14 protein-coding genes are annotated in these 13,821 nt (G+C 65.4%); 1 reads left to right on the top strand and 13 read right to left on the bottom strand.

The window, feature by feature from the left end; translation table 11 throughout:
- Positions 1-30: 30 nt before the first annotated feature.
- A complete protein-coding gene (locus HMPREF2886_RS26935) occupies positions 31-363 on the bottom strand; it encodes a DUF5629 family protein (RefSeq protein WP_023105990.1) in 333 nt (110 codons plus the stop codon).
- Between the two features lie 53 nt (positions 364-416).
- Positions 417-872, bottom strand: a complete 456-nt coding sequence (locus HMPREF2886_RS26940) for a hypothetical protein (RefSeq protein ID WP_057388914.1) — start codon at positions 870-872, stop codon at positions 417-419.
- A 180-nt stretch (positions 873-1,052) separates the two neighbouring features.
- Between HMPREF2886_RS26940 and HMPREF2886_RS26945 the strand changes: the two genes are divergently transcribed.
- Positions 1,053-2,003: an aldo/keto reductase gene (locus HMPREF2886_RS26945; protein ID WP_070748716.1), complete on the top strand. Its 951-nt coding sequence runs from the start codon at positions 1,053-1,055 to the stop codon at positions 2,001-2,003.
- Positions 2,004-2,090: 87 nt separating this feature from the next.
- On the opposite strand, the gene HMPREF2886_RS26950 is transcribed toward HMPREF2886_RS26945, so the two are convergent.
- From HMPREF2886_RS26950 to rlmN, 11 genes are all read right to left on the bottom strand, one after another.
- Positions 2,091-2,678 (bottom strand): YidB family protein, encoded by a 588-nt coding sequence (locus tag HMPREF2886_RS26950; RefSeq protein ID WP_033975780.1) that lies wholly within the window; start codon positions 2,676-2,678, stop codon positions 2,091-2,093.
- 133 nt (positions 2,679-2,811) lie between these two features.
- Positions 2,812-3,606 carry an amidohydrolase gene (locus tag HMPREF2886_RS26955; protein ID WP_033975782.1) on the bottom strand — a complete coding sequence of 265 codons (795 nt, stop codon included), beginning with the start codon at positions 3,604-3,606 and terminating at the stop codon, positions 2,812-2,814.
- On the bottom strand, positions 3,594-4,742 hold the full coding sequence (locus tag HMPREF2886_RS26960) for a pyridoxal phosphate-dependent aminotransferase (protein ID WP_033974517.1): 1,149 nt from the start codon (positions 4,740-4,742) through the stop codon (positions 3,594-3,596). Before HMPREF2886_RS26960 ends, HMPREF2886_RS26955 begins: the two co-directional genes overlap by 13 nt.
- Before the next feature lie 308 nt (positions 4,743-5,050).
- A complete protein-coding gene (gene der, locus HMPREF2886_RS26965; protein WP_033975783.1) occupies positions 5,051-6,532 on the bottom strand; it encodes a ribosome biogenesis GTPase Der in 1,482 nt (493 codons plus the stop codon).
- Between the two features lie 77 nt (positions 6,533-6,609).
- Positions 6,610-7,752 carry an outer membrane protein assembly factor BamB gene (gene bamB / locus HMPREF2886_RS26970; protein ID WP_003092789.1) on the bottom strand — a complete coding sequence of 381 codons (1,143 nt, stop codon included), beginning with the start codon at positions 7,750-7,752 and terminating at the stop codon, positions 6,610-6,612.
- Position 7,753: 1 nt separating this feature from the next.
- A complete protein-coding gene (locus HMPREF2886_RS26975) occupies positions 7,754-8,398 on the bottom strand; it encodes a YfgM family protein (protein ID WP_003137855.1) in 645 nt (214 codons plus the stop codon).
- A 26-nt stretch (positions 8,399-8,424) separates the two neighbouring features.
- Positions 8,425-9,714: a histidine--tRNA ligase gene (hisS, locus tag HMPREF2886_RS26980; protein ID WP_033974301.1), complete on the bottom strand. Its 1,290-nt coding sequence runs from the start codon at positions 9,712-9,714 to the stop codon at positions 8,425-8,427.
- 18 nt (positions 9,715-9,732) lie between these two features.
- Complete coding sequence (gene ispG / locus HMPREF2886_RS26985; RefSeq protein ID WP_003092800.1) at positions 9,733-10,848, bottom strand: flavodoxin-dependent (E)-4-hydroxy-3-methylbut-2-enyl-diphosphate synthase; 1,116 nt, start codon at positions 10,846-10,848, stop codon at positions 9,733-9,735.
- Positions 10,845-11,888 carry a RodZ domain-containing protein gene (locus tag HMPREF2886_RS26990; protein ID WP_070748718.1) on the bottom strand — a complete coding sequence of 348 codons (1,044 nt, stop codon included), beginning with the start codon at positions 11,886-11,888 and terminating at the stop codon, positions 10,845-10,847. Before HMPREF2886_RS26990 ends, ispG begins: the two co-directional genes overlap by 4 nt.
- Positions 11,885-12,643 carry a type 4a pilus biogenesis protein PilF gene (gene pilF, locus HMPREF2886_RS26995; protein WP_033975787.1) on the bottom strand — a complete coding sequence of 253 codons (759 nt, stop codon included), beginning with the start codon at positions 12,641-12,643 and terminating at the stop codon, positions 11,885-11,887. Before pilF ends, HMPREF2886_RS26990 begins: the two co-directional genes overlap by 4 nt.
- A gap of 17 nt (positions 12,644-12,660) precedes the next feature.
- Positions 12,661-13,800, bottom strand: coding sequence for a dual-specificity RNA methyltransferase RlmN (gene rlmN / locus HMPREF2886_RS27000; RefSeq protein ID WP_033974257.1), 1,140 nt, complete (start codon positions 13,798-13,800; stop codon positions 12,661-12,663).
- Positions 13,801-13,821: the final 21 nt, after the last annotated feature.

Here is a 13,821-nt window from a genome sequence, read left to right on the forward strand (position 1 = left end):
TTTTCATGGGCATCTTTCAGGTGAGTCGTTTCATTCATCGTCGCCGCTGGCGCTGACCGCTCCCAGGCAACGGAGCTGGTACGCCCCCTCCCCTGTGGTCACGCGCCAGGACTCGCCATCGGCCTGGGGCTCGGCTTCCATCACCGCGTTGTAGGAAAAACGCCACTCGCGACGGGTGCGTCCATCCAGGCTTTCCACCGCCAGCACCCAGTCTTCGCTGGCGAACGGCTGGTCGGCTTCCGCCGCCAGGTCCGCCTGGTCCAGCAGGTTCTCGTTGAGTTCGAAGCGCCAGGCGTGCAGACCGTCGATCTCGAGCATGTCGGCGGTTTCCAGTTCATCGAGCAGGTAGCGTTGTGTAGTCATGGCCAGTCATCGTGGATAAAGAACCCATGATAAGGCAAAGCGCGGGCTGCCCCTCACACCACCAGCATCACTACCGGGATCGCTACCGACAGGACCACCAGCATGAACAGCAGGCCGATCCCCGCCGCCCGCCAGTTGGAAATGAACGCTCCGCCCGCTGCCTTGTGGCTGTCCAGGGCCGGACCGAAAGCCGATTTGGCGTAGTAGACCATGCCGAATATCTGCGCCACCGTGAAGCCGATCGAGGGGATGTTCTCCGGCAGCACCGCGCCCAGGACCGGCAGCAGGACGAACAGGCCGAGGCCGACCAACCAGGTCTTCCCGACCTCCTGAGCCCGTCCCAGGCGACGGAGATTCACCGCCGCGAGGAAGGCGCCGGCCAGGGGCGTGCCGATGAAGGTACCCAGACCGATCGCGGAAAGCCTGTACAGCGGCTCGCCATGGGTGGCGTCAGGCTCGTCCAGGCGGGCCTCCGGCGGGCGGAACGGATTCTCGGTGTCGCTGTTCATGCGTGTGCTCCCTGCGGATATTTACTGAAGCTTTACCAGGGCCGGCATTGGAAAATCCCGGCAACCGGCAGAGTCTATAGGACGCTGCGCGCCGGCTGAACATTCCGCGCCCGCCGGGAGTCACAGCAAGACGTGCGAACGAAAGCGACCATACAGGACCGCACTCAGGAGGGATGACGCATGACCACACGCAAACTCGGCAACTCCGGCCTGGAGATACCGGCACTGGTATTCGGCGGCAACGTCTTCGGCTGGACTGCCGACGAAAGCACCTCCTTCAGGCTGCTGGACGCCCTGCTCGACGCCGGCCTGAACTGCATCGACACCGCCGACGTATATTCGCGCTGGGTTCCCGGCCACCAGGGCGGCGAGTCGGAAACCCTCATCGGCAAGTGGCTGAAACGCACCGGCAAACGCGACCGCGTGGTGATCGCCAGCAAGGTCGGGATGGACATGGACAATGGCCACAAAGGCCTCTCCGCCGCCTATATCGAGCAGGCCCTGGAGCGCTCGCTACGACGCCTGCAGACCGACTACCTGGACCTCTACCAGTCGCACACCGACGATCCCCACACCGACCTGGAGGAAACCCTTTCCACCTATGGCGAACTGATCAAGAAAGGCAAGGTGCGGGTTATCGGCGCTTCCAATTACGACGCCCGGCGCCTCCTCGAAGCGCGCCAGGTCAGCGCCCGGCTTAACCTGCCGAGCTACCAGAGCCTGCAACCCGAATACAACCTGTACGATCGCGCCGACTACGAGACCAACCTGGAGCCGACGGTGGAAGAACTCGGTATCGGGGTGATCAGCTACTACTCGCTGGCCAGCGGCTTCCTCAGCGGCAAGTACCGCAGCCAGGCCGACACCGCCGGGCGAGCCCGGGGAGAGAAGGTTAAGGGTTATCTCAACGAGCGCGGCGTGGCCATCCTCGCGGCGCTCGACGAAGTGGCCGAGCAGTACAACGCCAACCCGACCCAGGTCGCCCTGGCCTGGCTCATCGCTCGCCCGACGGTGACCGCGCCGATCGCCAGCGCCACCAGCCTGGAACAGCTCGACGACCTGATAGCTGCCACCCACCTGAAGCTCGACGAACAGGCGATCCACCGCCTGGACAGCGCCAGCGCCTATTGACCGACCAACCGTCGAGGGCGGCCTCGCCCCGTTGAGTGGAGCGGATAACCGTATCGCGGCTATCCGCCCCGCATCGACGGGAGAGCCTTAGCTGAAGCGCGCCAGCACCGAACCGATGTCCAGGTCGCCTTGCGGCGCCTGGCCGTCCGGCGTCAGCTTGTTGACCAGCTCCGGCAGCAGGCTGCTCAGGTGTTCGGCCGCCTCGCCCTGGCTGACTCCGGCGGAGTCCGCCAGTTGCTGCAATTGACCGTCGCCGAAGACCCGGGAAATGTCCGCCGCCGACACCGACTGGTTCGGCCCACCGCCGATCCAGGAATTCAGGGCATCGCCCAGGCCCGCGTTCTGGAGCATCTGGAACAACCCGCCCAGTCCGCCCAGGGAGCCGGCCTCCACGCCCGGCGCCGCCTGCCCGGCACCACCCACGGCGCCACCGAGCAGATCGCCGAGGACGCCACCCAGCCCACCGCTCGCGGCCCCGCCGCCGACGCCGCCAAGGATGCTGCCCAGCGAACCGAGCAGACCACCGCCATCGCCCCCGCCCTGTGCCGCACCGCCCTGGCGCGACATCAGCATGGTCACCAGCCCGATCAACAGTGCCACTTTCGGATCGCGAGCACCTCCCTGTCCTTCAGAGCCACCCAGCGCCGAACCGAGAATCGAATCGAGCAGTCCCATTGGTCTTCCTCCTGATCTGATGCCCGCGGCGCGGCGCCGCGGGATACGGGTAACTCCATTCCCGGCACCGCGCCATCATGCGCAGCACCGGGCCATGGCCTCGGACATCGACCGGAAGCGGACGTTCCGGAACTCAAGGATGGATTTCGAAGCGGTCCGCGTCCATGTAGGCCGGGAAGCGCTGGCGATAGGCCGCCAGCGCCGCCGCGTCCAGCCGGACGCGGAACACACCGTCGGCGTCCGCCGCGTTGAACAGGCTGTCGCCCTGGAAATCCAGGGCCTGGCTATCTCCAGCGTAGCGCAAGGCGTTGCCGTCTTCGCCGATACGGTTCACCGCCACCACGTAGCAAAGGTTCTCGATCGCCCGCGCCGGCAGCAGACGGTTCCAGTGCTGTCGACGAGGCGCGGGCCAGTTGGCGGTGTAGAGCAACAGGTCGGTGTCGTGCGGGTCGCGGCTCCACACCGGGAAACGCAGGTCGTAGCAGATCAGCGGGCGCACCCGCCAGCCCTTGAGTTCGAACAGTTCCTGGCGTTCGCCGGGACTGTAGTGCTCATGTTCGCCGGCCATGCGGAACAGATGGCGCTTGTCGTAGTGCAGCATCTCGCCGTCGGGGCGCGCCCAGAGCAGGCGGTTGCGATGGCTGCCGTCGGCGAGCCGGACGATCAGGCTGCCGGTGACCACCGCACCAAGGCGCCGGGCCTGCTCCAGCAGCCAGGCATGGGTCGGCCCCAGTTCGGGCTCGGACTGCTCGGCCGAAGCCATGCTGAAACCCGTGGTGAACATCTCCGGGAGGACCACCAGGTCGGCACCGGCGGCGCTCTCCAGCAGGGCGGCGAAATGCTCGCGGTTGGCCTGGGCGTCATGCCAGGCCAGGGAGGATTGGACCAGGGCGATGTCCAGGTCCGGCAGAACCGTCAGATCGCGCATAGCTTTTCCGCTGCCTGACGCAGCGTCTCCTCGCGTTTGGCGTAACAGAACCGGACCAGCCGCATGGCGTCCGGCGCCTTTTCATAAAACACCGAAACCGGGATCGCCGCCACTCCGTGTTCGCGGGTCAGCCACTCGGCCATGGCCACGTCGTCCAGGTCCGGCCGGATGGCCGAATAGTCCACGCACTGGAAGTAGGTGCCCGGCGCACGGGTGAAACGGAAGCGAGAGTCCAGCAGCAGGTCGCAGAACAGGTCGCGCTTGGCCTGGTAGAAGCCGGGCAATTGCCGCAAGTGCTCCGGATGGCCGGCCATGTAGTCCGCCAATGCCCATTGCAGCGGCGTGACGCCACAGAAGTTGACGTACTGGTGAACCTTGCGCAGCTCCGCGCTGAGCGCCGGCGGCGCGACCACGTAGCCGGTCTTCCAGCCGGTGACGTGGTAGGTCTTGCCGAACGAGCTGACCACGAAGGAGCGCGGATACAACTCGTCGTGGGACAGCACGCTGGTATGGGCGACACCGTCGAACACCAGGTGCTCGTAGACCTCGTCGCTGATCAGGTAGATATCCCGGTCGCGGATCAGCGCGGCCAGGCGGTCCAGTTCCTCGCGGCTGATCAGCGCGCCGCTGGGGTTGTGCGGGGTATTGATGATGACCAGCCGGGTACGCGGCCCGATGGCCTCGGCCATGCGCTGCCAGTCGATGGAGAAGTCCGGCAGCGCCAGCGGCACGTGCACGCAACGCCCGCCGGCGAGTTGCACGGAGGGTTCGTAGCTGTCGTAGGACGGGTCGAGCACCAGCACTTCGTCGCCCGGATGAACCAGCGCCTGGATCGCGCTGAAGATCGCCTCGGTCGCCCCCGGCGTGATGGTCACCTCGCTGTCGGCGCTCACCCGGCGTCCATAGAACTGCTCGATCTTCTTCGCCACCTGCTCGCGCAGGGCCGGCAAGCCGGTCATCGGCGCGTACTGGTTGTGTCCGGCGGCGATATGCCGGCCTACCGCCTCGCGCAACTCCGGCGGACCGTCGAAATCGGGAAAACCCTGGGAGAGGTTGATCGCGCCACACTCGGCGGCCAGTTGCGACATGCGGGTGAAGATGGTGGTGCCGACATTCGGCAGCTTGCTCTGAATCATCGGGACTTCCTGCAGGGACTCGCCGGACGACAGCCCGGCCAGACGGGTGGCAGGGCAGGATAGCCGATCCGGGAGCGACGCTGCAGGGGCACGCCTTAGAAAAAACCGTGGCCGTTTCAGGTCAGAGGGGAATATGCGTCAGGCCATGGCGCAGGACGAATAACCGCCTCGCGATTATTCGTCGCCACGACAGGGAATCGGCGGGTAACGCCGACGGCCAGTTCGTCCCGCGGGCTACACAGCCGCGGCCAATGAAAAAGGCCCGACAGGGATACCTGCCGGGCCTTTCGACGAAGGAAACGCCACACTCAGCGGCGCTTGTCCTTCTTCTTCTTCTCGGCTTTCTTGTGGTGCGACATCAGCCGGCGCTTCTTGTTGACCTGGCGCGTGGTCAGCGAGTTCTTCTTGCCCTCGTAGGGGTTCTCGCCGCCCTTGTACTCGATGCGGATCGGCGTACCGACCAACTTCAATACCCGCCGGTAGGTCTTCTCCAGGTAGCGGGTATAAGCCTTCGGCACCGCGTCCACCTGGTTGCCGTGGATCACGATCAGCGGCGGGTTGGCGCCGCCCAGGTGGGCGTAGCGCAGCTTGATCCGGCGACCGTTGACCATCGGCGGCTGGTGCACCTGCACGGCGTCCTCGAGGATGCTGGTCAGGCGGCTGGTCGGCCAGCGGGTCACCGCCGAGCGGAAGGACTCCTGCACCGACTTGTAGAGATGGCCGACGCCGGTGCCATGCAGGGCCGAAATGAAATGGATGTCGGCGAAGTCGACGAACAGCAGGCGCCGCTCCAGTTCGGTCTTCACGTAGTCACGCTCGGCCGCCTCCATGCCATCCCACTTGTTCAGGGCGATGACCAGGGCACGGCCGGTCTCGAGGACGAAGCCGAGCAGGTTGAGGTCGTGCTCGACCACCCCTTCGCGGGCGTCCATGACGAAGATCACCACGTTGGCGTCCTGGATCGCCTGGAGGGTCTTCACCACCGAGAACTTTTCCACCGCCTCGAAGATCTTGCCGCGGCGCCGCACGCCAGCGGTGTCGATCAGGGTGTACTTCTCCTCGTTGCGCTCGAACGGGATGTAGATGCTGTCGCGGGTGGTGCCGGCCTGGTCGTAGACGATCACCCGCTCTTCGCCGAGCATGCGGTTGACCAGGGTCGACTTGCCTACGTTGGGCCGGCCGATGATAGCGATCTTGATTCCGTCCTTCTCGCTGGGACCGGGAATCCGGGTCGGTTCCTCGCCTTCGGCGACCTCTTCGCTCGCCGGCTCGCCCTCGCCTTCTTCCTCCGCGTTGTCCTTGGGGAAGATCCCCAGGGCTTCCTGCAGCATATGGTTGATGCCACGACCGTGGGCGGCGGCGATCGGCAGCGCATCGCCCAGGCCCAGCGGGCTGAACTCGGCGCGAGCGAGATCGGGATCGATGGTGTCGACCTTGTTGGCGATCAGGAAGCTGCGCTTGTTCCGCTTGCGCAGGTGCTCGGCGATCATCTGGTCGGCGGCGGTCATGCCGGCGCGCGAATCGACCAGGAACAGGACGGCATCCGCCTCCTCGATGGCCTGCAACGATTGCTCGGCCATTTTCGCATCGATGCCTTCCTCATCGCCGGAGATGCCTCCGGTATCGATGACGATATAGGTGCGGCCCTGCCAGCGCGCCTCGCCGTACTGGCGATCGCGGGTCAGGCCTGCGTATTCCGCCACGATGGCGTCGCGCGACTTGGTCAGGCGGTTGAACAGAGTGGACTTGCCGACGTTCGGGCGACCCACCAGGGCAATAACGGGAACCATGCGGCTCTCCACGAGAATTCAGAAAACACAAAGGCCGCTGACGTCGGACGGCAGCGGCCGGACACTTGAAACCCAGTCTAGCGGATGGTGTAGGCGACGAGCTTGCCACCGTTGCCGAACACGTACATCCAGCTCCCGACCACCAGCGGACGAACCCGCACGCCATCGCTGTCGACCCGCTCGCGACCGACGAAGCGACCGTCCACCTGGCTCAGCAGGTGCACGTAGCCTTCCAGGTCGCCGACCACCACGTTGCTGGAGAACACCGCCGGAGCCGACAGTTGGCGACGCGCCAGGGCGTCGTTGTTCCACAGCGAAGAGGCGCCGCGCGAATCCAGGCCTTCCACCGAACCGCTGGCCTGGCTGACGTAGATATTGCCGAAGCCTTCGGCGACACCGACGTAGCTCGACGCTTCGCGCTGCCAGAGCAGGCGGCCGCTGTTCACGTCCAGCGCCGCGGCACGACCCTGGTAGCTGACCACGTAGAGGGTGTCGCCGGACAGCAGGAGGCCGCCGTCGATGTCCACCACGCGATCCAGTTCGGAACGCCCCTGGGGAATCGCTACCCGCTGCTCCCAGATCGGCAGCCCGCGCTGTACGTCGACCGCCACCACCTTGCCGCTGGCCAGGCCAGCCAGGGCCATGTTGCCGGCGATCAGCGGCGCGCCGGTACCGCGCAGGGTCAGCACCGGTACGGTGCTTTCGTAGATCCAGCGCTGGTCGCCGCTGGCCGCATCGAGGCCGATCAGCTTGTCGTCCTGGGTCTGCACCACCACCACGTCGCCGTTGGTGGCCGGCGCCGACAGCACTTCGCTGTTGACTCGCTTGGTCCACTTCTTCTTGCCGGTGGCTTCGTCGAGGGCGATCACGTCACCGCGCAGGGTACCCACCAGCACCAGGCCGTAGCCAACGCCGACACCGCCGGAAACCGGACGCTCCAGGTCCTTCTTCCAGAGCACGTCGCCGGTCTCGCGCTGGATCGCCATCACCCGCCCTTCGGCGGACGCGGCGTAGATGGTGGAACCATCGACGGCCGGTTCGAGCAGGTTGTACAGGTCGCCCTGGCCATCACCGACCGAGCGGCTCCACTGCTTGCTCAACACGACTTCCTCTTTGAAGTCGGTCAGTTCGGCGGGCGGGAGTTCCTTCTTGCTGTTGCTGCTGCAACCCACGACCGCCAGGGCCAGGGCGAGCAGCGCCGCGTGTTTCCATTGCACCATCTCAGGCCTCTCCCTTGGACAGGTCGTCGAGCTTGATCTGCAGGGCATCGCCGGCACCGTCTTCGGGCAGCGACTGCTTGGCTTTCTCGTAGGCCGCGCGCGCCTCGTCGGTGCGCTTGAGCTGCACCAGCAGGTCGCCCTTGAGCTCCTCGCGGGTAGAGACGTAGGCCTTGTCGGCATCGCCATCGAGCAGCTTCAGGCCTTCCTCGACCTTGCCCTGGGCCGCCAGGACCCGGGCCAGGCGCTGCCGCGCCAGTTCGCCGAGGGTGGCGTCGGCCGGCTTGTCCATGACCGCCTTCAGCTCGGCAACGGCGTCATCCAGCTTGCCGCTGTCGACCGCGACCTTGGCTACGAACAGGCTGCCGTACTGGGCATAATGAGTGCCGCCGAACTCGCTCTTCAGCTTGCCGGCCAGCTCCGCCACCTTCGCCGGATCCGGCTGGCCGGCCGGATTCAGCGCGGTTTCGATCAGTTGCTGGTAGACGATCGAGGCGCCCTGCGCCTGGTTGGTCTGGTACTTCTGCCAGGCCTGCCAGCCGAATACCACTGCCAGCGCGAGGATGCCGCCGGTGACCAGGGGCTTGCCGTTGCGCTGCCACCAGTCCTTGATCTGCGCCAGGTCTTCGTCTTCGGTACGCGATGTCACCCCAATCACTCCTATTCTTTATGTTCTCAAGCCTGTGCCAGACAGGCTGCCAGGTGCTCGGGCAGAGCATCCCAGGCAATGCTTTGTTGCTCGCCCTCGTCACGCAGGGGCTTGAAACCTACCACGCGATTGGCCACCTCGTCCTCCCCGAGGATCAGGGCAAAGCGCGCGCCGCTCTTGTCGGCCTTCTTGAACTGGCTCTTGAAGCTACCGGCGCCGGCGTTGACCAGCAGGCGTATGCCGGGAATGGCGCTGCGCAACTGTTCGGCCAGGGTCAGGGCGGCCAGCTCGGCCGGTTCGCCGAAGGCGCAGACATAGAGGTCGGCCGGACGGTTCAGTTCGGCGGGGATCACCCCCAAGGTTTCCAGCAGCAGCACCAGGCGTTCCACGCCCATGGCGAAACCGACACCCGGGGTCGGCTTGCCGCCGAACTGGCTGACCAGTCCGTCGTAGCGGCCACCGCCGCAAACGGTGCCCTGGGCACCAAGCTTGTCGGTGACCCACTCGAAAGCCGTGCGGCAGTAATAGTCCAGGCCGCGCACCAGCTTCTGGTTGATTTCGTAGCGCAGTCCGACAGCATCCAGGCGGGCCTTGAGCCCCTCGAAGTGGGCGATCGATTCTTCGTCGAGATAGTCGTGCAGGGTCGGCGCGCCGACCAGCAACGCCTGGGTGCTCTCCACCTTGCTGTCGAGGATTCGCAGCGGATTGGTGGTCATGCGCCGCTGGCTGTCTTCGTCGAGTTGCTCGAAGCGCTCCTGCAGATAGGCCACCAGGGCCTCGCGATAGCGTGCGCGGGCCTCGCTGGAGCCGAGGGTGTTGAGCTGCAGGGTCACCGCGTCGGCCATTCCGAGCTTCTGCCACAGGCGCCAGGTGAGGATGATCAATTCGGCGTCGATGTCCGGGCCGGGCAGGTTGAAGACTTCCACACCGATCTGGTGGAACTGCCGGTAGCGGCCTTTCTGCGGTTTCTCGTAACGGAACATCGGCCCGGTGTACCAGAGCTTCTGCACCTGGCCACCGCCGCTCAGGCCGTGCTCCAGCACGGCGCGCACGCAACCGGCGGTACCTTCCGGACGCATGGTCAGGGATTCGCCGTTGCGGTCGAGGAAGGTGTACATCTCCTTGTCGACCACGTCGGTGCCTTCGCCGATGCCGCGGGCGAAGAGTTCGGTGAACTCGAGGATGGGCAGGCGGATCTCGCTGTAGCCGTAGCTGTCCAGCAGGCCGGCGAAGGTGCGTTCCAGATAGCGCCAGGCCGGAGTCTGCTCCGGCAGGATGTCGTTCATGCCACGAATGGCTTGCAGGGACTTGCTCACGTAGGGTCCTTAAACGGGTCAGCCGCGGGCGATCAGGCTCGCATCGGCCTCGGCCTTCTCGGCCGCCTTCTGGCGGATCAGCCGTTCCAGCTCGTCCACCAGGTTGTCGTTGGTCAGTTTCTGCGACGGCTTGCCGTCGATATACACCAGGTTCGGAGTGCCGCCGGTGAGGCCGACATGGGCCTCCTTGGCTTCGCCCGGACCGTTGACGACGCAACCGATCACGGCCACGTCCATCGGCACCAGCAGGTCCTCCAGGCGCCCTTCCAGCTCGTTCATGGTCTTCACCACGTCGAAGTTCTGCCTCGAACAGCTCGGGCAGGCGATGAAGTTGATGCCACGGGAGCGCAGGTGCAGGGACTTGAGGATGTCGAAACCGACCTTGATCTCCTCGACCGGATCGGCAGCCAGGGAAATCCGGATGGTGTCGCCGATTCCCTCGGCCAGAAGCATGCCCAGCCCCACCGCCGACTTCACCGTGCCGGAGCGCAGGCCGCCGGCCTCGGTGATGCCCAGGTGCAGGGGCTGCTCGATCTGCCGGGCCAGCAGGCGATAGGCGGCGACGGCCATGAAGACGTCGGAGGCCTTGACGCTGACCTTGAAGTTCTGGAAGTCCAGCTTGTCGAGATGATCGACGTGGCGCATGGCCGATTCGAGCAGGGCTTCCGGGGTCGGTTCGCCGTATTTCTTCTGCAGGTCCTTTTCCAGCGAACCGGCATTGACGCCGATACGGATCGGGATGTTGCGCTCGCGCGCGGCATCGACCACGGCCTTGACCCGGTCCTCGCGACCGATGTTGCCCGGGTTGATGCGCAGGCAGTCCACTCCCAGCTCGGCGACGCGCAGGGCTATGCGATAGTCGAAGTGGATGTCGGCGACCAGCGGCACGTTGACCTGCTGCTTGATCTTGCCGAATGCCTCGGCGGCGTCCATGTCGGGGACGGAAACCCGCACGATGTCCGCGCCGGCATCTTCCAGGCGGCGGATCTGCGCGACGGTGGCAGCGACGTCGCAGGTCTCGGTGTTGGTCATGCTCTGCACGGCGATCGGCGCGTCGCCGCCCACCGGGACGTTGCCGACCCAGATTTTCCGAGACTTGCGGCGAATGATCGGAGAAGCGCTATGAATGCTCATTGTCCTACCTTCAGACGGGCCGTTTCGCCGCGGACGAAGGGGGTCACGTCCACCGGCTGGCCGTTGTAGCTGACCTGGGCGCCGCGGGCGAAACCGAGGCGCAGCTCCAGCGGGGCCTTGCCGGCCAGCTCCAGGCTGTCGCCCTTGCGCTTCAGCGCGCTGACCAGGATCTTGCCGTTGGCGTCGGTGACCTGGGTCCAGCAATCGGCGACGAACTGTACCTTGACCACCCCCTGGCCCTCGCCGGCCACCACGGGCGCGGCGGCAGGTTCGCTCGGCACTGGCGGGGCGGCCGGGCTGGCCGTCGCCGGAACGGCTGGAGCAGTACCGGGAGCGGGAGCCGTGCCGGCAGGCGCGGCGGTAACGGGCTGCTGGGGCGCGGCGGGGGTGCCCTGGGTCGGAGCGGCGGGAGCCTGCGTGCCCTCGCTCGCCACCGGCGGGGCTCCCTCGGCCTGGGCGGCGACTTCCGGAGAAACCTCGGCGGGCGCTTGCTCGCCTTCCTTCTGCGCTTCGATCACCGCCTGGTCTTCAGGTTCGTCCAGGGTATGGATCTCGGTGGTGCCGTCGGCGCTTTCCACTTCGACATGCTCGAGGCTCAGGCCGGCGGTTTCCGGCGTGCGCGCGGAATGCTCCTGCCACCAGAAGTAGCCGAAGCCGATCAGCAGGGCGAGCAGTAACAGACTGACGATACGCAGCACGTTGCGCGACAGGCGCACCGGCTCGGCGACCCGTCCCAGGCTCTGTACGGTGCTGCCGCTGGCATTGGTGCCGGTGAAATGGTCGAAGCTGTTGACCAGCTCGGCCTGGTCGAGGCCCATGAGCTTGGCGTAGGCGCGGATGTAACCGCGCGAGAAGGTGTGTCCCGGCAGCTTGTCGAATGCGCCGTTTTCCAGCTGACGCAGCGAATTCTCGGTCAGGTTCAGTTGCCCGGCCACCTGCGACAGCGACAGGCCCTTCTGCTCGCGCGCCTGGCGCAGGGTTTCCCCGGGATTCTGACGGGAAGCGGTGGCTACGACTTCGGGCTGCGGCGCTTTCATCATTTTTCCGCCTGGAATTCCTGATATTCGGGAGAGCCTGGGTACAGGCGTTTCAACTGCAGGCCATAGCTGGCGGCCGTGTCGCGGTCCTCGAAGACCTTCGCGAGACGAATGCCCAGCAACAGGCTGCGGGCGTTCTGCCCGCCGCCCTGGGCAAAGAGATCATAGTACTGGCGAGCCGGCACGTACTCGCGCTCCTTGTAGAGCAGGTCGGCCATCTCCAGCGCGACGCTGGGCTGGTTACGGTTCAGGCGCAGGGATTTCTCGAAGTACTCCTTGGCCTGGGTCGGTTTCTTCATTTGCAGCGAAACCAGGCCCAGGTTCTCGAAGACCCGCGAGCGCTCGGGATAGAGGGTGTCCTGGCTGGCCTCCAGGAGACGCTGGTAGGCCTCCTCGTAGCGCTTCTGCTCGTAGAGGAAACCGCCGTAGTTGTTCAGTACCCGGGCATTGCGACTATCGCTGGCGAGTGCCTTGCGGTACTCCTCGTCGGCCAGCTTGGGCTCCATCTCGGTCTGGAATACCACCGCCAGCGCGGCATGTGCGTCGGCGCTGGAAGGGTCGATCTCGAGGGCCTTGCGCAGCGGCACCTTGGCCTGCTCGGTGTTCCCCCGCTGGAGATAGCCGAGGCCAAGCTGGATATAGGCGTCGCGCGCCTCGTCACGGCCCTTGTCGGTTTTCAGGGGATTCTGATCTCCGCTCGTCACGCAGCCTGTCAGCCCAACTGCCAACAGGAACACCAGCGCGGCGCGTACAGTCATCGGAACCCTCCTCTCACTCAATTTCGATTCGCCGCCGACTCGGACTCGGCCAGTTGGCGCACGGCAATATAACGTTCGCTCCGGCGGGTACGATCCATGACCTGGCCAACCAGCTGGCCACAGGCCGCGTCGATGTCGTCGCCGCGGGTGGTACGCACGGTCACGTTGAAGCCGCCCTTGTGCAACATGTCTTGGAAACGCCGGATGGCATTGTTGCTCGGGCGCTCGTAGCCGGAGTGCGGGAATGGATTAAACGGAATCAGGTTGATCTTGCAAGGCGTGTCTTTCAGCAATGCGATCATCTGCTCAGCATGCTCGGGCTGATCGTTGACATCCTTGAGCAGGGTGTATTCGACGGTCAGCACGCGCTTCTCGCCGAGCCGGGAAATATACCGGCGGCAGGCATCCAGCAGCATGCCCAGCGGATACTTCTTGTTGATCGGCACCAGTTTGTTGCGCAACTCGTCATTCGGTGCGTGCAGCGACAGGGCCAGGGACACGTCGATCACCTCGCCGAGCTTGTCGATCATCGGCACCACGCCAGAGGTGGACAGGGTCACCTTGCGCTTGGAAATACCGTAGCCGAGGTCGTCCATCATGATGTTCATGGCGGCGACCACGTTGTCGAAGTTCAGCAGCGGCTCGCCCATGCCCATCATCACGACATTGGTGATGGCGCGGTCGATCTTGGCCGGAACGGTACCGAACGACTTGTTGGCGATCCACACCTGGCCGATCACCTCGGCGGCGGTGAGGTCGCTGTTGAAACCCTGCTTGCCGGTGGAGCAGAAACTGCAATCCAGGGCGCAGCCCGCCTGGGAGGACACGCACAGGGTGCCGCGTCCGCCCTGGGGGATGTACACGGTCTCGACACAACTGCCGGACGCCACCCGGACCACCCACTTGCGGGTGCCGTCGGCGGAAATATCCTGGCTGACGATCTCGGGACCGCGTATCTCGGCTGTGGCCTTGAGCTTTTCGCGCAAGGCCTTGCCGACGTTGGTCATGGCGTCGAAATCGTCGACGCCAAAGTGGTGAATCCACTTCATGACCTGGCCGGCCCGGAAACGCTTCTCGCCGATGGACTCGAAGAACTGTTCCAGTTGCGGCTGGGTCAGGCCCAGCAGATTCACCTTGCCGGCGGTGGTCGTTGTCATGGTTTCACCTTCACCCACGCT

Source organism: Pseudomonas sp. HMSC066A08, from assembly GCF_001813025.1.
GTDB classification, from domain to species: domain Bacteria; phylum Pseudomonadota; class Gammaproteobacteria; order Pseudomonadales; family Pseudomonadaceae; genus Pseudomonas; species Pseudomonas aeruginosa.

Coding starts and splice junctions, on each gene's coding strand:
- HMPREF2886_RS26935 (WP_023105990.1), bottom strand. CDS start 363: ATGACTACACAACGCTACCTGCTCGATGAACTGGAAACCGCCGACATG.
- HMPREF2886_RS26940 (WP_057388914.1), bottom strand. CDS start 872: ATGAACAGCGACACCGAGAATCCGTTCCGCCCGCCGGAGGCCCGCCTG.
- HMPREF2886_RS26945 (WP_070748716.1), top strand. CDS start 1,053: ATGACCACACGCAAACTCGGCAACTCCGGCCTGGAGATACCGGCACTG.
- HMPREF2886_RS26950 (WP_033975780.1), bottom strand. CDS start 2,678: ATGGGACTGCTCGATTCGATTCTCGGTTCGGCGCTGGGTGGCTCTGAA.
- HMPREF2886_RS26955 (WP_033975782.1), bottom strand. CDS start 3,606: ATGCGCGATCTGACGGTTCTGCCGGACCTGGACATCGCCCTGGTCCAA.
- HMPREF2886_RS26960 (WP_033974517.1), bottom strand. CDS start 4,742: ATGATTCAGAGCAAGCTGCCGAATGTCGGCACCACCATCTTCACCCGC.
- der (WP_033975783.1), bottom strand. CDS start 6,532: ATGGTTCCCGTTATTGCCCTGGTGGGTCGCCCGAACGTCGGCAAGTCC.
- bamB (WP_003092789.1), bottom strand. CDS start 7,752: ATGGTGCAATGGAAACACGCGGCGCTGCTCGCCCTGGCCCTGGCGGTC.
- ispG (WP_003092800.1), bottom strand. CDS start 10,848: ATGAGCATTCATAGCGCTTCTCCGATCATTCGCCGCAAGTCTCGGAAA.
- HMPREF2886_RS26990 (WP_070748718.1), bottom strand. CDS start 11,888: ATGATGAAAGCGCCGCAGCCCGAAGTCGTAGCCACCGCTTCCCGTCAG.
- pilF (WP_033975787.1), bottom strand. CDS start 12,643: ATGACTGTACGCGCCGCGCTGGTGTTCCTGTTGGCAGTTGGGCTGACA.
- rlmN (WP_033974257.1), bottom strand. CDS start 13,800: ATGACAACGACCACCGCCGGCAAGGTGAATCTGCTGGGCCTGACCCAG.